A 23,227-nucleotide genomic window follows, 5' to 3' on the forward strand; every position below is an offset into this window, starting at 1 on the left:
TGCTTTCATGCACCGTTTCGGCAAGATCGTCGCGGCTGACGACGGGATCGGCGCTCATTCCGCGGCCTCCTTCCGTGGCGTGCGCACCGGCACGACCTCCGCGTCGCGGATCTCCAGCGTCGCCTTGATCTTGCCCTTGCGGCCGTCCTCGTAAGTGACTTCCGTCTCGGTGTAGACGCTCTCCGAGCCGTCGTAGAGCGCGGTCACGAGGTCGTCGAACTTCTCGCCGATGATCTTGCGGCGCACCTTGCGGGTGCGGGTCAGCTCCCCGTCGTCGGCGTCGAGTTCCTTGTGCAGCACGAGGAAGCGGTGAACCTGGCAGGCCGACAGCATCTCGTCCTCGGCGATGGAGCGGTTGGTCTCCTCGACGTGGTTCTGGATCATCTCCAGCACCCGCGGGTGGCCCGCCAGCTCCTGGTAGGAGGCGTAGGCGATGTTGTTGCGCTCCGCCCAGTTGCCGACGGCGCTGAGGTCGATGTTGACGAAGGCGCAGCAGCGGTCGCGGCCCGCCCCGAACACCACGGCCTCCAGAATGTTGGGGTAGAACTTGAGCTTGTTCTCGACGTATTTCGGCGCGAAGAGGCTCCCGTCCGCCATCTTGGCCACGTCCTTCGCGCGGTCGATGATGCGCAGGTGCCCGGTATCGGGCTCGAAGAAGCCCGCGTCGCCCGTGGCCACCCAGCCGTCCGGATCCTTCGTGTCGGCGGTGGATTCGGGGTTCTTGTAGTACTCGACGAAGACACCCGGGCTGCGGTAATAGACCTCGCCGTTCTCGCGCACCTCGACCTCCACGCCCGGGGAGGGCACGCCGACGGTGTCCGAGCGTACCTCGCCGTCGGGCTGCTGGGTGATGAAGACCGACGCTTCCGTCTGGCCGTAGAGCTGTTTCAGGTTGATCCCGAGGGAGCGGTAGAAGTCGAAGATCTCCGGCCCGATCGCCTCTCCGGCCGTGTAGCCCACGCGGATGCGCGACAGGCCCAGCACGTTCTTGAGCGGCCCGTAGACGAGGATGTTGCCGAGCCAGTAGCGGAACCGGTCCCAGCCGCCCACGGGCTTGCCGTCGAGGATCGCCGGCCCCACCCGGCGGGCGTGCGCCATGAAGGCGTCGAAGATCCGCTTCTTGATCTTCCCCGCGTCCTCCATCCGGATCATCACGGTGGTCAGCTGCGTCTCGAAGATGCGCGGCGGGGCGAAATAGTAGGTCGGGCCGATCTCGCGGAGGTCGGTCATCATCGTGTCGGGGCTTTCGGGGCAGTTCACGCAGAACCCCGCCCAGTAGGCCTGCCCGATCGAAAAGATGAAGTCGCCCACCCAGGCCATCGGCAGGTAGGCCAGCACCTCCTCCTGCCGTGTCAGGGCGTCGAACTCGGCGGAGGCCTTCGCCGTCTCGATGATGTTGCGGTTCGAAAGCACGACGCCCTTGGGCTTTCCCGTGGTGCCCGAGGTGTAGAGCATCACGCAGATGTCGTCGTAGGTCAGCCGCGCGCGGCGCCGCTCCAGCTCCGGCGCGAACTCCTCTTCCGCGGCGCGGCCCTGATCCTGAACGTGGCTGAACTGGTGCAGCCGCGAATGGTCGTATTTCCGAAGCCCGCGCGGATCGATGTAGATGATGTGCTCGAGCTGGTGCAGGCGCTCCTGCACCTCGATGAGCTTGTCGACCTGCTCCTGGTCGGCGACGACGGCGAAGCGCGCGCCGCAATGCCCCATCACATAGGCCATCTCCTCGGCGACGGCGTCCTGGTAAAGCGGCACGGGCACCGCGCCCACCGACTGCGCCGCCACCATCGCCCAGTAGAGATAGGGCCTGTTGCGCCCGATGACGGCGACGAAATCTCCCTCCGCCACGCCAAGGTTGAGAAGCCCGAGGGCGAACGCGTCGATCTCGCGCGCGGCCTCGGCCCAGCTCCAGCCCTGCCAGATGCCGAATTCCTTCTCCCGGTAGGCCGGGGCGTCGCCGAACGCGCGCACATTCCGCTCTAGTAGCGCCGGGATCGACCGAAGATCCGCCGCGCCCGCTGGTGTCGTCGCCAAGATGTCTCCTCCCAGTCCCGGGGTCGTCTCCGGGGCGCCGCCCTCCCAAGCGACGAGGTCATATCTGACCCGTGGGAAAGGCTCGGCGTCAACCTTTTCGGGAAAATGTCGAAATCCTTGCAAATTGTAACAGGCCCGCTGCGGAGGCCCTTTGCGCCCGATGCGTCCGGTGCTAGCCATTCCATCCGGGAGGAGAGGACGCCGATGGCCGAGCACGCGCGCGGCACCGAGGCCCTGATGATGGCGGGGCTCAACCTGATCCAGCAGGCGCTGTCGATCTACGACAGCGATCTGCGCCTTGCGGCCTGCAACCGCCGCTTCCAGGAGATGTTCGACCTGCCGCGATGGCTGGTGGAGCCGGGGGCGCGCTTCGAGGACACGATCCGCCACCTCGTGACGCGCGGCGAATACGGACCCGTCGAGGACGTGGAGCAGGCGGTGCGCGACCGCGTCGACATCGCCCGCGCCTTCGAGCCGCATTACATGGAGCGTACCCGCGCCAACGGGCGCACCATCAGCGTCGAGGGCGCGCCGCTGCCCCAGGGCGGCTGGGTCACCGTCTACACGGACATAACGCCGGCCAAGCAGCACGAGGCGCTTCTGCGCGCGCGCTCGGCCGAGCTGTCGGACCGGCTGATCGCCCATTCCGAGGAACTCGCCGCCACGAACCGGCAACTCGCCGCCACGAACGCCGCGCTCGAGGAGGCGACGCGCCAGCTCACCGAGATGGAGGCGCGCACGCGCCTGACCGCCGAGATGATGCCGGCGCACATCGCCCATGTGGACGGCGAGCGGCGTTACACCTACTCGAACCGGCGGCTGTCCTCGGTCATGCCGGGCCGCCCGCGCGACATCGTGGGCCGGCCCATCGCCGAGGTTCTGGGGCTTCAGGCCCATGCCCGGATCCGCCCGCGCCTCGACGCCGCCTTCGAGGGGCGCGAAAGCGTCTTCGAGTTCACCGACGAGATCAGCCAGCGCCGCATCCGCGCGGCCTTCACGCCGGACCGGCGCGCGGACGGGATCGCGGGCGTCTACATCCTTTCGATGGACGTGACCGAGGAGACCCAGGCGCGCGCCACGCTCCAGCAGACGAGGCGCCGGGAGATGGCGGCGCGGCTCACCTCGGGGCTCGCGCATGATTTCGCGAACCTGCTCACCATCATCCTCGGCAGCCAGGCCCAGCTCGCGCGGCGGCCGCTCGACACGGACGCGCGCGCGCTGGTGGAGGCGACGCTTTCCGCGGCGCACCGGGGCGGCACGCTGCTCGACCGGCTGGCCGATCTGACCGGCGCGCGGGACTGGCGCCCACGGCCGTGCGACACGTCCGCCTTCCTCGGCGATCTCGCGACGCTGGCGCGCGCCGCGCTGCCCGACGGCGTCGCGCTCTCGGTGGTGAACGGGCTGGAGGGGCGCCGGATCCTGCTCGACGCCGGGCTCGTTCAGGACGCGCTCCTCAACCTCATCCTGAATGCGCGCGACGCCTGCGGCGGCGCCGGGCGCATCTCGGTCGTGCTGGAGGAGGTGCAGGCCACCTGGGCCGAATTCAGCGTCAGCGACACGGGCCCGGGCTTTTCCGATGCGGCGCTCGCCCGCGCGCTGGAACCGTTCTATACCACCAAGGGCGGCGAGGGGTCCGGCCTCGGCCTCGCGATGGTCTACGACATGGCGAAGCTCGCCGGCGGGCGCGTGACGCTCGGCAACACCCTCTCCGGGGCGCGGGTGGCGCTGCGGCTTCCGCTTCGGCCCGCGCCGACGCTGGGCGATGGCCGGCTCGTGCTGCTGGTGGAGGACAGCGCCGATCTGCGCGCGTCGCTCCGCGCCATGCTGACGGGACTTGGCCACGCGGTCGCAGAAGCGGCCTCCGTGGCGGAGGCGCGCGCGCTTCTCGACGGCCTGCCGGAAATCGGCGCGGTGCTTTCCGACATCTCGCTCGCCGGTGCCGAGACGGGCCTCGACCTCGCCCGCGCGCTCGGCCCCGACGGCCCGCCGATCTGGCTGATGACCTCGCTGCCGCCCGAGGATCCCCGCCACCGCGAGGCGCTGTCGCTCGCGCCGGTGCTGGCCAAGCCCTTCGGGGTGGAGACGCTCGCCGCCGCGCTCGGCCCCCAGGCCGCGGCATGAGCGCGCCGCTCGTCACCATCCTCGACGACGAGCCGGCGATCCGCGCCATGCTCGCCACCGCGCTGGAGGAGGCGGGGTTCCGCACCATGAGCTTCGCCCGGGCCACCGAATTCGAGGCCGCGCTGCGCCAGTCCGTGCCGGATGTCTGCCTCGTCGATCTCGGCCTGCCCGACCGCGACGGGCTGACGCTCGTGCACCGGCTCGCGCTGCAAAGCGGGGCGGCGGTCATCATCATCTCGGGCCGCGCGCAGGTGCAGGACCGGGTCACCGGGCTGGAACTCGGCGCCGACGACTACATCATAAAGCCTTTCGACCCGACCGAGGTGGTCGCCCGGATCCGCGCGCGGCTGCGCAAGCGCGCGCCCGCGCCCGCCGCATCGGAGACGGCGCGCTTCGAGGGCTGGACCGCGCATTTCGACCGGTACACGCTCGAGGACGACGCCGGGACGGAAACCCCCTTCAGCCATGCCGAGGGCGAGGTGCTGCGGCTTTTCCTCGAAAGCCCGCGCCGGCTCATTTCGCGCGGGCACATGCAGGAGGCGCTCGGCGGCGCGGCCGGCGAAAGCTTCGACCGCGCGATGGATGTCCGCATCTCGCGGCTGCGCACCAAGCTGCGCGAGGATCCGCGCAACCCGCGCCTGATCAAGACGGTCTACGGCGCGGGCTACATCTTCCTCGGCGAGGTGCAGTGGGGCTGAGCCCATGCGCGGCCGCGCGGCGCTTTCGCGCAACGGTTTGGCAAGCCCCGCGAAATCGGCTAGGCGCTGTCGCCGGAACAAGGCGGGACCTTCATGGGCGAGATCATCCTGATTCGGCATGGCCAGGCGAATTCGGCAGCGGCGGACGAGGCGTCCTACGACCGGTTGTCGCCGCTCGGCCACCAGCAGAGCCAATGGCTCGGCAACCACATGCGCGAAACCGGCGAGACCTTCGACGCGGTGCTCACCGGCACGCTGCGCCGCCACCGCGAGACCCACACGGCCATGGGAGAGCTCGGCCCCGCCCCCGAGGCGGATCCGCGCCTCAACGAGATGGACTATTTCAACCTCGGCGACGCGCTGCGGCAGCACCGCGGCACGCCGATGCCGCGCAGCGACGAGGAGTTCGCCGCCCACATCACCGAGGTCATGCAGGCCTGGCACGACGCAGAGATCATGGGCAACGAGACCTTCAGCGAGTTCGAGCTTCGCGTCACCGACATCCTGCACGAGGCCGCGCAGCCCGGCCGCCGGGTGCTCTGCGTGACCTCGGGCGGGGTGATCGGCATGATCGTGCGCAGCCTTCTCGGCCTCGACCCGAAGAGCTTCGCGCGGATCCTGATGCCGATCCTCAACAGTTCGGTCCACCGGATCCTCGTGACCGACCACGGCACGATCCTTTCCGGCTTCAACGCCGTGCCGCATCTCGACCGGCCCGACCGCGCCCACGCGCGCACCCATTACTGACGGAGGCGGCATGGCGCATCTCTGGGTCAGGGCCGAGGCGCGGCCGAACGAGCGACGGGTCGGCATCACGCCCGCCGGCGCGGCCGATCTTCTTCGGCGGGGCATCCGGGTGACGGTGGAGGACAGCGCGACCCGCGTGATCCCGGCCGCCGACTACGCCGCCGCCGGCTGCGGGCTGGCCGAGGCCGGAAGCTGGCGGGAGGCGCCGCGCGACGCGCTGATCTTCGGCCTGAAGGAGCTGCCGGAGGACGGCACGCCGCTCGTGCACCGCCACATCATGTTCGGCCACGCCTTCAAGGGACAGCACGCGGGGCAACGGCTGCTCGCGCGCTTCGCGGCGGGGGGCGGGGCGCTCTACGACCTCGAATATCTCGTGGACGAGGCGGGGCGCCGGGTGGCGGCCTTCGGGTACTGGGCGGGCTACGCCGGCGCGGCGGTCAGCCTCACGGCCTGGGCCGCGCAGGCCCGTGGCGGTCTCTGCCCGCCGGTTGCGCCCCGCGACGACACGGCCGCGCTTCTGGACGAGCTGGGGCAGGACATGGCGGGCCTCGACGCGCCCTCGGCCATCGTGATCGGCGCGAAGGGGCGCGTCGGCACGGGCGCGGCCGACCTCTGCGAGGCGATGGGCATCGCGCCCACGCGCTGGGACATGGAAGAGACGGCCCATGGCGGCCCCTTCCCCGAGATCCTCGGGCACACGCTCTTCTTCAACTGCATCCTCGCGCGGCCGGGCACGCCCGTCTTCGTGGGGCCCGACGCGCGCGATACGGGGCGCGAACTGCGGGTGATCGGCGATATCGCCTGCGATCCCGACAGCGACTACAACCCGATCCCGCTTTACGACGCGGCCACGAACTGGGCCGCGCCGGTGGTGCGCGTGCACGACGCGCCGCCGCTCGACGTCATGGCCATCGACAACCTGCCCTCGCTCCTGCCGCGGGAGTCCTCGGAGGACTTCGCGGCGCAGCTCTTGCCCTCGCTCCGGGCGCTCGACAAGCTGGAGAGTGGCGTCTGGGGCCGGGCGCGGGCGGAATTCGACAGGCATGTGAGGGAGGTGCAGGCATGACGATCCACTGGTGCGGAACGGGGCTTTCGGCGGTGCCCGGGCTCAGGCGGCTGATCGAGGCGGGCCACGACGTCCATGTCTGGAACCGCACGGCGGAAAAGGCGCAGGCCGCGGTGGGCGACCTGACCGACCGGATCTCGGCCTTCGACATCGACGCGCTCGCGGCGGCGCTGGAACCGGGCGATGTGGTGGTGTCCATGCTGCCGGGCGACTGGCACGTGCCGCTGGCCGAGCGCGCGATCGCGGCCGGGGCGGGCTTCGTCTCCTCCTCCTACATCTCGCCGGAGATGCGCACGCTCGACAGCAAGGCGCGGGCGGCGGGCGTGGCGCTCGTGAACGAGGTCGGGCTCGACCCAGGCATCGACCACCTGATGGCGCATCACCTCGTGGCCGAGTACCGCGCCTCGCCGGCCTTCGACCCGGAGAACACGCTCTCCTTCCTGTCCTATTGCGGCGGCATCCCGAAGCAGGCCAACGCCTTCCGCTACAAGTTCAGCTGGTCGCCCCTCGGGGTGCTGAAGGCGCTCCGCTCGCCCTCGCGCTCGATCCGCGACTTCAGCGAGCTTCGCGTGACCCGGCCCTGGGACGCGATCCGCCGCTACGACGCACCGTTGCCGCGCCCCGAGAGCTTCGAGGTCTATCCCAACCGCGACTCGCTGCCCTTCATGGAGGAATACGGCTTCGAGCCGCGCTGGAAGGTGAAGGAATTCGTGCGCGGCACGCTCCGGCTCGAAGGCTGGTCGGACGCCTGGGCCGACATCTTCCGCACGATCGAGACCCTGCCCGAGGGCGAGGAGGGAGAGACGATCCTCCGCGATCTCTCCGAACGGCTCTGGGCCGAGAATGCCTATGACGAGGGCGAGGCCGACAGGGTCGTGCTCTGCGTCTCGCTGCTGGCCGAAAAGGCGGGCGCGCCCGTCTGGCACAAGACCTACGTGATGGATGCCTGGGGCGACGCGCGCGGCACCGCCATGGGCCGTCTGGTCAGCCGGACCGTCGCGCAGGCGGTCGAGTCCGTTCTCGCGCGTGAGATTCCCGCGGGCGTTTCCGCCGCACCTTCGGATCCGCGCCTCGTCGCGCGCTGGCTGGAGGAGATCGACCGGCTGGCCCAGCACCTCGAGGTGGTGGACTTCCTTCGCTGAGGGCGCGCCGCGCCTAGCTGTGCCCGAGAAGATCGTCCTCGTCGTCGGCGAGCGGCAGGCCCAGCGCCTCCATGCCCGCCTCGAGGTGATCGGACAGATGCGGCGTGCCGATGAGGTAGTCGGCGGTGGGCGTCGACGCCTCCGCCTCGGCGGTGCGGACCGCTTCCCCGAGCTCCTCGGCGTCGAAGGCGCCCCGGCCGATCCACATCACCGCCACGAGTTCGTATTTCTCGTCCTCGGGCAGGTTGTCGATGAAGGCGCGCAGCTCCGCCTCGGCCCGCCCGAGCTCGCGGTCCATCAGCACGACCTGCGCGACCTTGCGCGACGAAATGCTCAGCATCCTTTCTCTCCTTCCGGCTGGGCGGCGGCTGCCGCGAAGCCGCTCATGCTATGAGAAGACACGGTAGTAAAGCCAGTCCGGCAGAAAGAGGCTTCCCCGGAACAGAAGCGAGAAGAGCGTGGGAAAGTTGCGCGCGAAGCCGCCCGCGCTCATGTGCTCGAAGATCTCCCGCGCCGCGTGCTCGGGTTCCATCAGGAAGGGCATGTGGAACTCGTTCTTGTCGGTGAGCCGCGTGCGCACGAAACCCGGGTTGACGAGTTGCACCTCGACGCCCGTCTTTCGCAGGTCGCAATGCATGCTTTCGGCCAGCGCCATGACGCCGGCCTTCGAAGCGGCGTAGCCGATGGCGCTGGGCAGACCGCGGAACCCCGAGAGGCTGCCGGTCAGCACGATGTGGCCCCGATCGCGCGCCACCATCGCCGGCAGCACCGCGCCCACCGCGCGCACCGCGCCGGTGAAGTTCACGTCGGCCATGGCCTCGACCTGCTCGGGCTTCCACTCCTGCGACGGCATCGGCCAGTAGACCCCGGCGAGGAACACCATCCCGTCGATCTCTCCGATCTCGGCCGCCGCGCGCTCGAGGCTTTCGCGATCGGTCACGTCCACCGGCACGGCCGAGGCGCGGCCCGGCAGGTCCTCGGCCAGCGCCTCGAGCTTTTCTGCGCTGCGCGCGGACAGGATGAGTTCCACGCCCGCCGCGCTCATCTTGCGCGCGAGCGCCTCACCGAGCCCTTCGCTCGCCCCGATCAGCCAGTAGCGTTTACCAGTCCAGTCCTTCACGCCGTCTCCTTTCCATGAGTAGTCGCCGGTTCCGCCCGAACGGCCCAGCGGCTGCCGACCGCGTCCGCGTCTTTGCCGTCCGCCGCGCGGACCCGCCGGGCCGCAGCGGCGGCGCGCGCCCGGATGCTTGCCGCGGGCGGACGGGTGCTGCCGCGTCGCGTGCCCGTCTCGCATTTGTGCCAGCCCGGCTGCGCGTCCACAACATCCACGATGCCGGCGCGGGCGTGTCCGTCCGTGCCGGTCACGGCGTTCGGGCGGACATTCATCGCCTCACTTCTCGTCGAGGGGCGCGGTGACGAGCAACCCCATGGCCAGGAGTTTCAGCACGCAAGGTACGCCCGCGTAGAGGAAGGTCAGCGTCCAGAGGGCGGTTTCGTCGTTCTCGGTGCCGGCCTCGAAACCCGCGGCCTCGAGCGCGGGCAGAAGCGAGACCGCCGCGATCGCCAGCGTGGCCTTCGACACGAAGGACCACAGCCCGAAGCCCTCCGCCGCCCCGGGCGCGACCACCGCGAGACGGCTCGCGAAGAGCGCGGGCAGCACCACCATGTCGGCGCCGAGCGCCGCGCCGGTGATCACGCAGATCACCGCGAAGGCCGGCCAGTCCCCCGCGCCGAGCCCGAGCGCGAAGATGAAGCCCAGGACCGACAGCGACATCGCGCCAAGAAGCACGCGCCGCGCCCCGTAACGGTCGGCCGCCACGCCCCAGGCGGGCGCCGCCCCGGCCGCGGCCATGAAAAACAGCAGCAGCAACGGCCCCTCGTAGCCCGGCGCCTGAAGGCGGCTTTCGACGAAGAACAGGAAGAGCGTGGATGTCACCGCCACGGGCGTCGCGTTCGCGAGCGCGACAAGCAGCAGCCGGCGCGCGCCCGGGTCGGCCAGCACGGGTCCGAATCCGCCCCCGCCCAGCGCGTCGCCGGCCGGGCCGCGCCATTCGCGCCGCATCGAAAGGCCCGCCGCCAGCGCCAGCGCGGCGAAAACCCAGGCGAAGACCGAGAATCCCAGCACGGCGGGGGCCACCGCCGCCGCGGAAACGCCCAGAAGGGCGCCGGTCTCGCGCCATCGCGCGACGCGAAGATGCCCACCCTGTCCGAGGTCGTCCGCCTTGGTCACGCCTTGCGCGTAGAAGGCGATGGTCAGGAAGCTGAACGCGGAGAAGACGAATGTCAGCATCAGCGCGAACCACAGAAGCGGGGCCACCGGCGGCGTCACGCCGAAAAGCCCGACCATCGCCGCGCCGATGATGGCGACGCCTGCCGCGACGGCGATCCGCCGGCGGCCCCGCAGCATCGCGACGAGCCGGCCGAGCAGCGGATCCTGCACCACGTCCAGAAGGCGCAGACCGAAGAGCACCGCGCCCAGCGCCGCAAGGCTCACGCCGTATTCGTCCACATAGACCTTCGGCGCGTGGATATAGAGCGGAAGCCCGGCCGACGCGAGCATCGCGGCGAACAGGCCATAGGCCGGGAGGCGCTGGGTCATCGGGTGATCTCGGCCTCCGGCGGCTCGGGGCGGGAATGGAAGCGTGCGCCCTTCCACCACAGCTTCAGCGCCTGCCAGTGAATGAGCGCGAGCACCCGCCGCGAGCCGAAGGGCCGGCGCAGACCGGTACCGAGAAGCCGGCGGGTGGTCAGCGGGCGGCGATGCCCCGTCAACGTCGCCAGAAGGCCGCCATCCTCCCGCAGGTAGTCGATCCACACGCCGACACGCTCGCGGGTTATGTCGAAGCGGAAAGTGTAGTCGCCCTCCACCGGCTGGAACGGCGAGACGTGGAAGATCTTGCGCGAGGTCAGCCGGTCCTCGGCCGCGATCGGGCGCAGGTCGTCGTGATGCACGAGATAGGAGTGACGGTCGCCGAAGGTGTTGTTGACCTCCGCGATCACCGCGCAAAGCCGCGCCTCCGCGTCATGGCACAGCCAGAAGCTGACCGGGTTGAAGACGTGGCCCAGTACCCGCGGCTGCGCGAGCAGCAGCACCGGTCCCGGCAGATCGAGCCCGTGGGCGGCAAGCACGTCGCGCACCCAGGCCGCCCCGCGCCCCGCGCCCCGCGCCCCGCCGTGATCCACGTCCCAGAGCGAGACGAGGTTCCGCGCGTTGCGGGAAAAGAGCCGCGGCGCGGCAACCTCTGCCTCCGCGTCGAGCAGAAGGTAATCCACGCCGTAGCGGAACGCGTTGCGGACCTCGCCCTTCCGCCCGTGGAAGGTCTGCCCGGCGATATGCTCGATCCGCGCGGTCACGCCGCCGCGATCCCGGCGTCGCGGGCAAGGATTGTCCGCGCCACGTCATGGGCGCTCGACAGGCCGTCCTCGTGGAACCCGTTCTTGACCCAGGCGCCGCAGAACCATGTCCCGTTGGCGCCCTGGAGTTCGGGCAACCGCGCCTGCGCCTCGAGCGCCGCGGTGTCGTAGACCGGGTGCGCGAAGGTGGTCTCTTCGTGGATGAGCTCTTCGCGGATGGGGCGCGCGTCGTTCAGCGTCACGAAAAGCGGATCGTCCTCGGGGATCGGCTGAAGCGAGTTCATCCAGTAGCTCACCCGGATCCGCCCCTGCGGCCCGCCAGGGTCCTCGGTGTAGTTCCACGACGACCAGGCGAGCCGCCGGCGCGGCATCACGCCGGTGTCGGAATGCAGCACCACGCGGTTGGGCTGGTAGCCGATGCGCCCGACCGTGGCGCGCTCCTCGGCGGTCGGATCCGACAGAAGCCGCATCGCCTGGTCCGAATGGGTGGCGAACACCACTTCGTCGAACCGCTCGGGCGGGCCGCCGGGCACCGCCACCTCCACGCCGCCGGCATCCCGGCGCACGGAACGCACCGCGCAGCCCTTGCGGATGTCCACTCCCTGGCCGCCGAGCGCCGCCTCGAGGCGGCGGACATACTCGATCGAGCCGCCGGCCACGGTGTACCACTGGTGCTGTCCGGTGATCCCGAGCAGGTGGTGGTTGCGGAAGAATTCCAGCATCGCGCGGGCCGGGAATTCCAGTATCTGCGCCTTGGGCACCGACCAGATCGCGCCCGAGAAGGGCAGCAGGTAGTAGTCGCGGAACCAGCGGCCCGAGCGCAGCCGGTCGAGCAGGCCGCCCACGGTCAGCCCGGCCTCCTGCGCGGTGTCGTACCCCCGCGCGTTGAAGCGCAGCACGTCGCGGATGAGCCGCCAGTAGCGCGGGTCTGCGAGATTGCGGCGCTGCGCGAAAACCGACCCGAGGCTGGAAAGACCGTACTCGAAGCGCCCCCCGTCGATCGAGACACCGAAGCTCATGCGGCTTTCCGTCACGGGGACGTCGAGCTCGTCGAACAGCCGGGTGAGAAGCGGGTAATTGGCGTTGTTGAAGACGATGAAGCCCATGTCCACCGGCTGGTCGCCGTGCTTGCCCGCGAGCACCGTGCGCGCATGGCCCCCCAGCCGCGGCTCCGCCTCGAAGAGCGTCACGCGGTGCGCGTCCGCCAGGTAATGCGCCGCGCCCATGCCGGAAATGCCTCCGCCGATCACGGCGATCCTGCGGGGGGTGGTGGGGGGCTGCTCGAATGGCATGAGGGGCGGACTCCGTCTCTTGGGTTGTCTTGTGCACTTCATTACGGTGATCTTGGCCGGGCCGATGACAAGGAATCTTTCGGCCCGGGTGATCCACCGCTTTCGGCGACCCGTAATAAAGGTATGTTTACGGATGTCGACACACTCGACCACGCATTCACGCCGCCTCCGGCGCCTGTGCTTTCCAGCTGTCCGGGCGGGCGCGCCGATGCAGCGCGGGCCGCGATCGTGACGGGTGCGGGAGACGCCAAGAGCGATGCCGCCTGTGACTGGACCGCGCATGTCCATCGCATCCGGGACACGCGCGATCAGGGCGCCTTCGCCGAGCTTTTCGGACATTTCGCTCCGCGCGTGAAGGCGTTTCTGATCCGATCGGGCGCGGATGCCGGCCTTGCCGAGGAATGCACGCAGGAAGTGATGGCGACGCTCTGGCAGAAGGCGCACCAGTTCGACCCGGCCCGCGCCAGCGTCGCCACCTGGGTGTTCACGATCGCGCGCAACCGCCGTATCGACGCGCTGCGCCGCCAGCGCCGCCCCGAGCCCGAGGATCTTCCCTGGGGGCCCGAGGCGGACCCCGACCAGGAAGAGGTGGTGACGCTTCAGCAGGAGACGGACCGCCTGGCCGAGGCGCTGCGCGCGCTGCCGGACAAGCAGAGATACCTGATCGAGCGCGCGTATTTCGGGGAACTCAGTCACACCGAGATCGCCGCCGAGACGGGCCTGCCGCTCGGCACCATAAAATCGAGAATTCGCCTGGCGCTGGAGCGCCTGCGCCACGAAATGAAGTGACCATGCCGATGACTGCCAAGATCAAGCATCACCTGAGTCCGCAACTGCTGATGGCTTACGCCGCCGGCGCCCTGCCCGAGGCCTTCGATCTCGTGGTGGCGTCGCACCTGTCCCTGTGCGACGCCTGCCGTGCCGAGGCCGAGAGCTACGAAACCCTGGGTGGCGCCGTGCTCGAAAACGAGGACGCGGTGGCGCTCGACGAGGACAGCCTCGCCGCGACGCTGCGCCTGATCGAGACGGGTCTTCCCGAACCGGCCGAGGCGGCCGTTCCGGCCGCCGCGCCCGGCGAGGCGTTGCCCGCGCCCGTTCGGGTCTATGTCGGCGGCGGTCTCGACGACGTGCGCTGGCAGAACATCGGCCGCGGCGTTAAGCAGGCCCTCCTGCCCATGACCGGCGAGGCGCGCGCGCGTCTTCTCTACATCCCCGCAGGCATGGCGGTTCCGGATCACGGGCACAGCGGTGCCGAGGTCACTCTCGTCCTGCGCGGCGCATTCAGTGACAAGACCGATCGCTTCGGGCCGGGCGACGTCGAGATCGCCGACGAGAAGCTGCACCACAGCCCCGTCGCCGAAGAGGGCGAGGATTGCATCTGCCTCGCGGTCACCGACGCCCCCTTGCGGTTCTCGGGCCTCGTGCCGCGGCTCGCCCAGCCCTTCCTGCAAATCTGATCCCGGGCGGCGGGCCGCTCACTCCGCCGCATCGGGGGACGGCGGTCCAGCCGCCGCCTCATCGATCGGGTCGTCGAACTCGAACCGGTCGAGCCGGTGGGCCCGGGCGGCCGCCTTCTCCGCGCTCAGCTTGATCTCGGCCACGTCCCGCGCCGCCTGCCCGAAGTGGCGGTCGAGATTCTCCACCCGCTGGCCGAGCCGGGCCATGTCCGACCCCAGTAGCGACAGTTCCCGGCGGATGCGCGCGGCCTCGGCGCGCAGCCGCGCGTCCTTCAACACCGCGCGCATGGTGTTGAGCGTGGCCATGCAGGTGGTGGGCGACACGATCCAGACATGCGCCGCGAAGCCCTCCCGCACGAGGTCCGGGAAGTTGCCGTGAAGCTCTGCGTAGACGGCCTCGGACGGCAGGAACATCAGCGCCCCGTCGGCCGTTTCGCCCTCGACGATGTATTTCTCCGCGATCGTGCGGACATGGGCGCGTACGGCCTGCCGGAACGCTTGCGCCGCGCGCTGCGCCGCCTCGCGCGTTTCCGCGCGCCGCAGCGCCTCGTACGCCTCGAGCGGGAACTTGCTGTCGATGACGATGGGCCCGGGCGGGTGCGGCAGGTGCACGAGCGCATCGGGGCGCGCGCCCGAGGCAAGCTTGCCCTGCACCGAATAGCTGTCGCGCGGCAACGCCTTGGCGAGGATGTCGTAAAGCTGGATCTCACCGAACGCCCCGCGCGTCTGCTTGTTCGACAGGATGTCCTGCAGGCCGAGCACATCGCCGGAAAGCTGGGTGATCTTCTCCTGCGCGCGGTCGATGGTCTTCAGACGCTCCTGAAGCTCGCCCAGCGAATGGGCGGTGCGCCGCGCGCTGCCCGAGAGGCTCTCGCCGATCCGCTCGTTCACCTGCGCGAGGCGCTCTTCCATCAGGCGCAGCGTCTCCGTCTGTGAGCGGGCCTGCGCTTCGGCGACGTGGGTCAGCCCGCCCGAAAGCCGGTGCTGCCCGTCGCCCAGTTCGCGCACCCGCTGGCCGAGCGCGCCCAGTTGCCGTTGAAGCGGCTCAACCGTGCGCGCCGCCCGGCCCGCGGCGCGCGCGGTCACGACCAGCAGCCACAGGGCAAGCAGGAGAAGCGCCGCCCCGCCGATGAGCGCGAGGGCGAGGGGGTCGTCAAGCGCCACGGCGCGGTCGCCGAGCTCGATCATCGCCGTCCGAAAAGCCGCTCGATGTCGGCAAGCTTCAACTCGACGTAAGTGGGCCGCCCGTGGTTGCACTGGCCCGAAAGCGGCGTCGCCTCCATCTCGCGCAGCAGGGCGTTCATCTCCTCGGCCCGCATCCGCCGTCCCGCACGGATGGAGCCGTGGCAGGCGGCGCGGCTCAGCACCGAGAGCAGCCGCGTCTCGACCGCCTGGCTTTCGCCCTCGTCGGCCAGCTCGTCGGCCACGTCGCGCACGAGCGCGCGCGCATCCACCGCGCCCAGCGCGGCCGGGGTCGCGCGCACCGCGATGGCGTCGCCGCCGAAAGGCTCGAGCGCCAGCCCGAGACGGGACAGATCCTTCGCCGCGTCCAGAAGGCGCGCCCGGTCCGGGCCGGCCAGCGACACGATCTCGGGAATGAGCAGGGCCTGCGACGCGACATCCGCCTCGGCGAGCTGGCGCTTCAGCCGCTCGTAGACCAGCCGCTCATGCGCCGCGTGCTGATCCACGATCACCACGCCGTCTTCCGTCTGCGCGACGATGTAGGTCTCGTGAAGCTGCGCGCGCGCGGCGCCGAGCGGCAGCCGCTCCGCGGGCGCCGCCTGCGCGGTTGGCGCGTCCTCGGCCACGTCCTGCGGCGCGTCGATCCGCGCGCTCCAGTCGTCCGCCATCTCGGCGAAGCCCGGTGCCTGGGCCATGTAGGAGGCGGCCCGCGCCCCGGCGGAGGGCCGGTCCATCTGGTAGCGGGGCGCGGCCGGCGCTTCGGGCCGCGCCGCGCCGAGCGCCGCCCCCGCCACGGTGGTGGACGCCCGGTGCCCGGCCTCGGCCAGCGCATGGCGAAGCGCCGAGACGATCAGCCCGCGGGCCACGCCCGGGTCGCGAAAGCGCACCTCCGTCTTGGCGGGATGCACGTTCACGTCCACGAGCCGCGGATCGCAGTCGACGTAAAGCGCGGCCACCGCGTGGCGGTCGCGCGGCAGCACGTCCATGTAGGCGGCACGCAGCGCGCCCACCAGCATCCGGTCGCGCACCGGGCGGCCGTTCACGAAAAGATACTGCGCCACCGCCGCCCCGCGCGAATAGGTGGGAAGCGCCGCGTAGCCGCGCAGCCGCAGCCCCTCGCGCTCGGCCTCGATGGGAAGCGCGTTTCGCAGGAAATCCTCTCCGAGGACCGATGCTAGCCGCCCGGCAAGCGCGTCGAAAAGATCGCCGGTCTCCGCGTCGGCGCGGAAGCTGACCCGCCCTTCGCCGCCGCCCGTCACGTCGCGCAGCGTGAAGCCCACGAAGGGTTCGGCCATGGCGAGGCGGCGCACGGCGTCCGCGATGGCCTGCGCCTCTGCGCGGTCGGTGCGCAGGAACTTCAGCCGCGCGGGCGTCGCACGGAAGAGGTCGCGCAGTTCCACCACCGTGCCGCGGTCGAGCGCGGCGGGCCGCACCGGGCCCATGTCGCCGCCCGTGACGGTCAGCGACGCGGCCTCCGCGCCCTGCGCGCGGCTGGTGAGCGTCAGCCGGCCCACCGCGCCGAGCGAGGCCAGCGCCTCGCCGCGGAACCCGAAGCTGCGGATATCGAGGAGGTCCGACCCGTCGATCTTGGAGGTGGCATGACGCGCCACCGCGAAGGGAAGGTCGTCCGCCGTCATGCCGCAGCCGTCGTCGCGGACACGGATCAGCGTCTTGCCGCCGTCGGCCTGGGCGATCTCGATCCGCCCGGCACCGGAATCGATCGCGTTCTCCACAAGCTCCTTCACCGCCGAGGCGGGCCGCTCCACGACCTCGCCGGCGGCGATGCGGTTGATGGCGGCCTCGTCGAGCGCACGAATGACCGGGCGCGACGCGGTTATCTTGTGGCTGAATTCGTTCATTCAACAAGACCTAGCACGCCCATGCACGATTCGACCACCCGGCACGGCCGCGTCGCCGCCCTCTGTGCGGCGGCGCGGCGAACCGCTAGTCTTGGGCGCGCGGGGCAGCCTTCGGACCCCGACCGACCATGCAGCCAAGGAGACGTTCATGAAGACCGAGACCGTCGGCGACGCCAAGCTCGAGACCTGGAGCCCCGAGGAGGTGTCCCGAGCCGCCCGGGCCGGGGAGATCGTGCTGATCGACGTGCGCACACCCCAGGAATACATGTTCGAGCACATCGAGGGCGCGCTTCTGATGCCGCTCGCCTTCTTCGACGCGAAATCCCTACCCGGCCAGTCCGAGAAGCGGCTCGTGTTCCACTGCGGCTCCGGCGTGCGCTCCGAGAAGACCGCGCGCGCCGCGATCGAGGCGGGTTTCGACCGGATCGCGCACATGGAAGGAGGGTTCGCCGGATGGAAGACCGCGAAACTTCCCTATGTCGGCACGAACATGGCAAGCGGCGCGCCGCAGAAGGTCGAGCCCTGAGCCCCGCATGACCGACGGAAACGAAGAAGGCCCGGGCACGACCATGCCCGGGCCTCTTTTAAGGTTCTCTCGGGATCGGCTCAGGAAGATCCGCCCTTGGAGAACTCGGGGTAGGCCTCCATGCCCAGCTCGGAAACGTCCAGGCCGTTGATCTCCGCCTCCTCGTCGACGCGGATGCCGATCACGGCCTTGAGGATCAGCCAGACGATCAGCGACAGGACGAAGGTCGCGCCGATGATGCCGACCATGCCGAGGATCTGCGGGCCGATCGTGGAGGTGCCGGTCAGCACGACCGCGAAGGTGCCCCAGATCCCGGCGAAACCGTGCACCGGGATGGCGCCGACCACGTCGTCGATCTTGAACTTGTCCAGCATCGGGACGGTCAGCACCACGATCACCCCGCCCACGGCGCCGATGATGCCCGCGAGCAGAAGCGAGGGCGCGAGCGGCTCCGCGGTGATCGACACCAGACCGGCCAGCGCGCCGTTGAGCACCATGGTCAGGTCGGGCTTGCCATAGAGCACTTGCGTCAGGATCAGCGCGGTGACGGCGCCCGATGCCGCGGCCATGTTGGTGTTGGAGAAGATGCGGGAGACATCCGCCACGTCGCCGACCGACCCCATGGCGAGCTGCGAGCCGCCGTTGAAGCCGAACCAGCCGAGCCACAGGATGAACATCCCGAGCGTCGCCAGCGCCAGGTTGGAGCCCGGCATCGGGTGCACCTTGCCGTCCTTGTCGTACTTGCCCTTGCGCGGGCCGAGCACGATCGCGCCGGCAAGCGCCGCGGCCGCGCCGCAGGCATGCACGACGGTCGAGCCGGCAAAGTCGGAGAACCCGGCCTCGGACAGCCAGCCGCCGCCCCACTGCCAGGACGCCGTGAGCGGGTAGATGAAGCCCGTCAGGACGATCGTGAAGATCAGGAACGGCCAGAGCTTGATCCGCTCGGCGAGCGCGCCCGAGACGATCGAAGCGGTCGCCGCGCAGAACATCAGCTGGAAGATGTAGTCCGATCCGGTGGAGGCGTAGGAGGCATCATCGGCGTCCGCGAGCGTCACGCCCACGGGCTCGAGCACCGCCCAGGCCGGGAAGAGGCCCGAGAACCAGCCCTCGATCGCCCAGTCGCCCAGCGGATACATCAGGTTGTAGCCGATCAGCCAGTAGAAGATCGCCGCGAGCGAGAAGAGCCCGACGTTCTTCGTCATCTGCATGGTCACGTTCTTAGAGCGGACGAGCCCGCCCTCGAGCATGGCGAAGCCGGCGGCCATGAAGAACACCAGGAAGCCGCCGATCAGGAACAGCAGCGAGTTCATGATCCAGACGAATTCGTCCGTCGCCAGCGGCGCCGGCGCCTCGTCCTGCGCCATGGCGAGCGCGGGCAGCGCCGCCAGCACGCCGGCCAGGGCAAGAGTTCTCGTGAGTTTCATAGGTTTTTTCCCCTCTTTCATCCTGTGACCCGCGTCAAAGCGCGTCCGCGTTGGTTTCGCCCGTGCGCACCCGAACGGCCTGCGCGAGATCCAGGACGAAGATCTTCCCGTCGCCGATCTTTCCGGTGCGCGCGGTCTTGGCGATGGTCTCGACCACCTGGTCGACCATGCCGTCGTCCACCGCGATCTCGAGCTTGACCTTGGGCACGAAGTTCACGGCGTATTCCGCGCCGCGATAGATCTCCGTATGGCCGGACTGCGACCCGAACCCCTTGATTTCCGTGACCATCATGCCGCGGACGCCGACGGAGGTGAGCGCCTCGCGCACCTCCTCGAGCTTGAACGGCTTGATCGTTGCTATGATCAGTTTCAACGTCATCCCCTTCGCTTAGGCAGCTGCCGCTGCTCCTGTGCAGATGCAGAAAATCGGTCAGGGGAGGTGGTGCAAAGATTTGCCCCCGCTCGGGGACGGCAAGGCGCGAACATATGCGTAATTTTTGAGCATTTATAAAAATATGCATTATTTTTAACCTACACGTGAAGCTGCACCGCGGCACGGACGCCCTAAACATCGCGCCGTTTAGAGGATATGCTCGCCCCCAGAGCAGGCGCCGAGAGAAGCATAATGAGTGATTCAGGCCGCAGGCCGCCCCGGCTGGTGGCGGATCGCCGGGGCAAGGGCCGCGGGAAGCCCCCCTCCAGGACCGCCGCGCGCAAACCCGCGCCGCGCAAACGCAGGACTGGCAGCCGGCGCAAGGCGCCGCGCAATCCCGTCGTGGCGGCCGTCACGGGCCTTTTCGCCTTCGTCACGCGGATGCTCTGGGGGCTGACCTGGCGCGTCACCCTCATCGTCGCGCTGCTGATCGGCGGCGGCGTCGCCTATTATTACGCCACCCTGCCTCCCTACGAGCAGATCCTGGACGGGCGGGCGCGCGGCTCGGTCACCCTGCTCGACCGGCAGGGCGAGGTGTTCGCCTGGCGCGGCGAGGTCTTCGGCGGCGTCGTGACGGCCGATACCGTGGCGCCGCATCTCAAGAACGCCGTGATCGCCACCGAGGACAAGCGCTTCCGCCTGCATCCCGGGGTGGACCCGATCGGCATCGCGGGCGCCATCCGCATCAACCTGTCGGAAGGGCGCGGGCCGCTTCAGGGTCACGGCGGCTCCACGATCACCCAGCAGACCGCGAAGCTGCTCTGCCTCGGCGTGCGATACGACCCCGCCGCATGGGAAACTCAGGCCGCCTACGAGGCCGACTGCCGGCAGACAACGCTCTGGCGGAAACTGCGCGAGGCGCTTTACGCCATGGCGATGGAGGCCAAGTACTCCAAGGACGAGATCCTCTCGATCTACCTCAATCGCGCCTACATGGGCGGCGGCGCGCACGGCGCCGAGGCCGCGGCGCAGCGCTTCTTCGGCAAGCCTGCGCGGAACCTCGAGCCGTCCGAGGGCGCGATGCTCGCGGGGCTGCTGACCGCGCCCACCGCGCTTGCACCCACCAACAACCTCGAACGCTCCCGCAACCGCGCGGCCACGGTGATCCGGCTGATGGAAGAGCAGGGCTACCTGACGGAGGCGGAGGCCGCGGCCGCGCTCGCGCAGCCGGCCGCGCTCTCCGAGACCGCGGAGGCCAAGGCAGGGGGCTATTTCGCGGACTGGGTGATGTCCTCGACGCCGGAATACTTCACGCGCGACACCACCGAGGACGTGGTCATCACGACCACGCTCGACCGGGCCATGCAGCGCGCCGCCGAAGAGGCGCTGCTGCACATCTTCGAAACCAAGGTGCGCGAGGGCTCGGAGGCGCAGGCCGCCATCGTGGTGATGTCGGCCGACGGCGCGGTGCGTGCCATGGTGGGCGGCCGCAAGACCCGCGTCTCGGGCGTGTTCAACCGCGCGACGCAAGCCAAGCGCCAGACCGGATCGGCCTTCAAGCCCTTCGTCTACGCCACCGCGCTCGAACTCGGCTACCACCCCAACGACATGATCCGCGACGAGCCGCTCACCATCGACATTCCCGGCTCGGGCCCCTGGTCGCCCGAGAACTACACCAACGACTACGCGGGGCTCGTGACGCTCACCGAGGCGTTCAAGCGCTCGCTGAACATCCCGGCGGTGAAGATCTCCGAACATGTGGGGCGCGAGAACGTGCGGCGCGTGGCCGCCGATTTCGGTATCGAAAGCGATCTCGCCGCCGGCCCCGCGCTGGCGCTCGGGGCGTCGGAGTCGACGCTGCTGGAGATGACGGCCGCCTATGCCGGGATCCTGAACGGCGGATCCTCGGTATCGCCCTACGGCCTGATGGAGCTGCGGCTGAAGGGCGACGCGGGGGCGCTCATCGACAATTCGGAAGGCGGCATCGGCGAACGCGTGATCCGCGAGGAGGCCGCGCGCGAATTGATCTACATGATGGAGAAGGTGGTGAGCGAGGGCACGGGCCGCCGCGCCGCCCTGCCCGATCGCGAGGCCGCGGGCAAGACGGGCACCACGCAGGCCGCGCGCGACGCCTGGTTCGTGGGCTTCACCGCCGATTACGTCGCGGGCGTCTGGATGGGATACGACGACAACACCCCGCTCTCAGGCGTCACCGGCGGCGGGCTGCCCGCCGAGATCTGGCATGAAACCATGCGCCGCTTGCACGCGGATCTGCCGCCGCGGCCCCTGCCGATGCTGCGCCCGGCGGAACGCGCGCCCGCGGCATCGCGCGACGGGCCCGCCGCGGAGCGGCGCGGCCGTGACGATGTCGCCGATTCGGTGCTGGAGCAGGTGCTGCGCGATCTTTTCGGCGCCAATTGACCGGACCGGCGCTCAGCCCGCGCCGCGCAGCTCCGCGATGAGCCGGTCGATGTCGCCGCCCCGCCGGTCGAGCATGGCGCCGATCTCTTCGCGCTCCGTCAGGAGCATGTTCACGCCTTCGATGAACATGTTGAAGAAGAGATCGCGGCCCGACCGGTCCGAGACGTGGAAATCCACGATGAAGGGCGACTGGCCCGGCAGGTAGGCGGTGGTGCGGACCTGGTAATAGTTCTTCACCCGGCTCACGGTCTCGACCTCGAGCCGCCCTCCGGAAAACTCCCGGAACCGCTTGCCGTACTTGCGCGAGATGTAACCGGTGAACGCCTCGGTGAAGGCGCGCATCTGCGCCTCGCTCGCCCGGCGCCGGTCCACGCCGAGGGCGTAGGCCGCGATGGTCGGCACGTCGGCGTAGCGCCGGAAGATGCGCTCGAATTCTGGGTACATCTGCCGTTCCGACCGTCCGGACGAGATGACCGCGTTGATCTCTTCGACGAGGCTGTCGACGAGGCCGCGCGCCCGGCCCTCCGTCAGCGCGAAAGCGGGGCGCGGCGCGAGGACGGCGGCGGTAGCAGCGCCGGCAAGGAAGCCGCGGCGGGAGATGTCAGTCGCCATAGAGTTCCTCGTAGGGATCGGTGAAGGTCTCCTCGGCCGGCGCGCCGCCGCTGCGCGCGCCCAGCTCGAAGCGCCGGTTCTGGAGATAGATCAGGCGGGTCTGCGCATAGCTGTCGGCACTTTCATGCAGAACGGAATCGTAGGTGTCCGAGAAGCGCCCGCGCTCCGTCAGCCCGCCAAGGCCCCGCGCCACGAGCCCCGAATACCGTTCGGGCCGCGGCAGAGCGATGTCGAGCGGGTTGAGGAACCAGCCCACGAGGCGGCCCGCCGAGTCGCGTTCGGTGGAGGGCCCGAAAACGGGCGACACGCGATAGGCGCCCTCCGGAACGCCCCAGACCGCCAGCGTCTCGCCGAAATCGGTCTCGTCGGCCGGCAGCCCGAACTCCTTGGCGACATCGAAGATGCCCCCGAACCCGAGAACCGCATTCGTCGCGAACCGCACGGTGTTGAGCCCGGCGCCCCTGAGATCCCCCTGCAGAAGGCGGTTCACGGCATAGCCCGGGGTCGAGAACGTGTCGCCGAACTGAACGATGCTGTCCTCGATCCCGTCGGGCACGGCCCGGGTGTAGCCCCGCGCCAGCGGCCGGACCACGGAGCGGTCGAGGCTCTTGTTGAACTCGTGAACCCGCCGGTTCGCCGGCTCGTAGGGATCGTGGATCCCGCCCTCGTTTCCGGGCTCGGGCACGGAACACGCGGCCAGAAGCGGCAATGCCAGAAGCATCACGAGGCGGCGAAGGCGCAAAGGGGACACCATGGATTTCCTTCAAGGATCATCTAAGCGCGGAAGAGACCCGCCCGGCGCAGACTAGGCGCTTTCATGAGGACAAGCGAGCGGAATGCCCATCACCCTCCGCGCCGTCTTCGCCGCGCTGTGGCGGATGCGCGACAAGTGGACCCGCCCTGCAAACTCTGGCAAAAGCAC

At 69.8% G+C, this 23,227-nt stretch carries 21 protein-coding genes; 9 read left to right on the forward strand and 12 right to left on the reverse strand.

The window, feature by feature from the left end:
* Positions 1-54 precede the first annotated feature (54 nt).
* Positions 55-2,031, reverse strand: coding sequence for an AMP-binding protein (locus AB6A69_RS10455; RefSeq protein WP_371060724.1), 1,977 nt, complete (start codon positions 2,029-2,031; stop codon positions 55-57).
* 204 nt (positions 2,032-2,235) lie between these two features.
* Here AB6A69_RS10455 and AB6A69_RS10460 point away from each other — a divergent pair, with 204 nt between their 5' ends.
* From AB6A69_RS10460 to AB6A69_RS10480, 5 genes are all read left to right on the forward strand, one after another.
* Complete coding sequence (locus AB6A69_RS10460; protein ID WP_371060725.1) at positions 2,236-4,152, forward strand: PAS-domain containing protein; 1,917 nt, start codon at positions 2,236-2,238, stop codon at positions 4,150-4,152.
* Positions 4,149-4,850 (forward strand): response regulator, encoded by a 702-nt coding sequence (locus AB6A69_RS10465; RefSeq protein ID WP_371039245.1) that lies wholly within the window; start codon positions 4,149-4,151, stop codon positions 4,848-4,850. Before AB6A69_RS10460 ends, AB6A69_RS10465 begins: the two co-directional genes overlap by 4 nt.
* A gap of 93 nt (positions 4,851-4,943) precedes the next feature.
* Positions 4,944-5,597, forward strand: coding sequence for a histidine phosphatase family protein (locus tag AB6A69_RS10470; RefSeq protein ID WP_371039247.1), 654 nt, complete (start codon positions 4,944-4,946; stop codon positions 5,595-5,597).
* A 10-nt stretch (positions 5,598-5,607) separates the two neighbouring features.
* Positions 5,608-6,663, forward strand: a complete 1,056-nt coding sequence (locus AB6A69_RS10475) for a saccharopine dehydrogenase (RefSeq protein ID WP_371060726.1) — start codon at positions 5,608-5,610, stop codon at positions 6,661-6,663.
* Positions 6,660-7,805, forward strand: coding sequence for a saccharopine dehydrogenase family protein (locus AB6A69_RS10480; RefSeq protein WP_371060727.1), 1,146 nt, complete (start codon positions 6,660-6,662; stop codon positions 7,803-7,805). Before AB6A69_RS10475 ends, AB6A69_RS10480 begins: the two co-directional genes overlap by 4 nt.
* A gap of 13 nt (positions 7,806-7,818) precedes the next feature.
* On the opposite strand, the gene AB6A69_RS10485 is transcribed toward AB6A69_RS10480, so the two are convergent.
* The 5 genes from AB6A69_RS10485 to AB6A69_RS10505 form a co-directional block, all read right to left on the reverse strand.
* Positions 7,819-8,145 (reverse strand): DUF3775 domain-containing protein, encoded by a 327-nt coding sequence (locus AB6A69_RS10485; RefSeq protein ID WP_371039249.1) that lies wholly within the window; start codon positions 8,143-8,145, stop codon positions 7,819-7,821.
* 48 nt (positions 8,146-8,193) lie between these two features.
* Positions 8,194-8,925, reverse strand: a complete 732-nt coding sequence (locus tag AB6A69_RS10490) for an SDR family NAD(P)-dependent oxidoreductase (protein ID WP_371060728.1) — start codon at positions 8,923-8,925, stop codon at positions 8,194-8,196.
* Positions 8,926-9,195: 270 nt separating this feature from the next.
* On the reverse strand, positions 9,196-10,404 hold the full coding sequence (locus AB6A69_RS10495; protein ID WP_371060729.1) for an MFS transporter: 1,209 nt from the start codon (positions 10,402-10,404) through the stop codon (positions 9,196-9,198).
* Positions 10,401-11,159, reverse strand: a complete 759-nt coding sequence (locus AB6A69_RS10500) for a DUF1365 domain-containing protein (protein WP_371060730.1) — start codon at positions 11,157-11,159, stop codon at positions 10,401-10,403. Before AB6A69_RS10500 ends, AB6A69_RS10495 begins: the two co-directional genes overlap by 4 nt.
* Positions 11,156-12,451, reverse strand: a complete 1,296-nt coding sequence (locus AB6A69_RS10505; RefSeq protein WP_371060731.1) for an NAD(P)/FAD-dependent oxidoreductase — start codon at positions 12,449-12,451, stop codon at positions 11,156-11,158. Before AB6A69_RS10505 ends, AB6A69_RS10500 begins: the two co-directional genes overlap by 4 nt.
* 228 nt (positions 12,452-12,679) lie before the next feature.
* Here AB6A69_RS10505 and AB6A69_RS10510 point away from each other — a divergent pair, with 228 nt between their 5' ends.
* Together AB6A69_RS10510 and AB6A69_RS10515 are read left to right on the forward strand one after the other, a co-directional pair.
* Positions 12,680-13,240 carry a sigma-70 family RNA polymerase sigma factor gene (locus tag AB6A69_RS10510; RefSeq protein WP_371039254.1) on the forward strand — a complete coding sequence of 187 codons (561 nt, stop codon included), beginning with the start codon at positions 12,680-12,682 and terminating at the stop codon, positions 13,238-13,240.
* Positions 13,241-13,248: 8 nt separating this feature from the next.
* The gene (locus tag AB6A69_RS10515) at positions 13,249-13,908 is read left to right on the forward strand and encodes a ChrR family anti-sigma-E factor (RefSeq protein WP_371060984.1); all 660 of its coding nucleotides are present in this window, start codon (positions 13,249-13,251) and stop codon (positions 13,906-13,908) included.
* Positions 13,909-13,926: 18 nt separating this feature from the next.
* On the opposite strand, the gene AB6A69_RS10520 is transcribed toward AB6A69_RS10515, so the two are convergent.
* Both AB6A69_RS10520 and mutL read right to left on the reverse strand, forming a co-directional pair.
* Positions 13,927-15,096, reverse strand: coding sequence for a DNA recombination protein RmuC (locus tag AB6A69_RS10520; protein ID WP_371060732.1), 1,170 nt, complete (start codon positions 15,094-15,096; stop codon positions 13,927-13,929).
* Positions 15,093-16,949: a DNA mismatch repair endonuclease MutL gene (gene mutL, locus AB6A69_RS10525; protein WP_371060733.1), complete on the reverse strand. Its 1,857-nt coding sequence runs from the start codon at positions 16,947-16,949 to the stop codon at positions 15,093-15,095. Before mutL ends, AB6A69_RS10520 begins: the two co-directional genes overlap by 4 nt.
* Before the next feature lie 148 nt (positions 16,950-17,097).
* On the opposite strand from mutL, the gene AB6A69_RS10530 reads away from it, so the two are divergent.
* Positions 17,098-17,475, forward strand: a complete 378-nt coding sequence (locus AB6A69_RS10530) for a rhodanese-like domain-containing protein (RefSeq protein ID WP_371039257.1) — start codon at positions 17,098-17,100, stop codon at positions 17,473-17,475.
* A gap of 80 nt (positions 17,476-17,555) precedes the next feature.
* Here the strand turns inward: AB6A69_RS10530 and AB6A69_RS10535 are convergent, their stop codons facing one another.
* Positions 17,556-18,899 carry an ammonium transporter gene (locus tag AB6A69_RS10535; RefSeq protein ID WP_371039258.1) on the reverse strand — a complete coding sequence of 448 codons (1,344 nt, stop codon included), beginning with the start codon at positions 18,897-18,899 and terminating at the stop codon, positions 17,556-17,558.
* A gap of 34 nt (positions 18,900-18,933) precedes the next feature.
* On the reverse strand, positions 18,934-19,272 hold the full coding sequence (locus AB6A69_RS10540) for a P-II family nitrogen regulator (RefSeq protein ID WP_371039259.1): 339 nt from the start codon (positions 19,270-19,272) through the stop codon (positions 18,934-18,936).
* Positions 19,273-19,524: 252 nt separating this feature from the next.
* On the opposite strand from AB6A69_RS10540, the gene AB6A69_RS10545 reads away from it, so the two are divergent.
* Positions 19,525-21,693, forward strand: a complete 2,169-nt coding sequence (locus tag AB6A69_RS10545; RefSeq protein ID WP_371060734.1) for a transglycosylase domain-containing protein — start codon at positions 19,525-19,527, stop codon at positions 21,691-21,693.
* Between the two features lie 12 nt (positions 21,694-21,705).
* Here AB6A69_RS10545 and AB6A69_RS10550 read toward each other — a convergent pair whose 3' ends face one another.
* Positions 21,706-22,305: a phospholipid-binding protein MlaC gene (locus tag AB6A69_RS10550; RefSeq protein WP_371039261.1), complete on the reverse strand. Its 600-nt coding sequence runs from the start codon at positions 22,303-22,305 to the stop codon at positions 21,706-21,708.
* Positions 22,295-23,056, reverse strand: coding sequence for a VacJ family lipoprotein (locus tag AB6A69_RS10555; RefSeq protein ID WP_371039262.1), 762 nt, complete (start codon positions 23,054-23,056; stop codon positions 22,295-22,297). The genes AB6A69_RS10550 and AB6A69_RS10555 overlap by 11 nt, the downstream gene beginning before the upstream one ends.
* Between the last annotated feature and the right edge of the window lie 171 nt (positions 23,057-23,227).

Source organism: Rhodosalinus sp. 5P4, assembly GCF_041365695.1.
GTDB lineage: Bacteria > Pseudomonadota > Alphaproteobacteria > Rhodobacterales > Rhodobacteraceae > Rhodosalinus.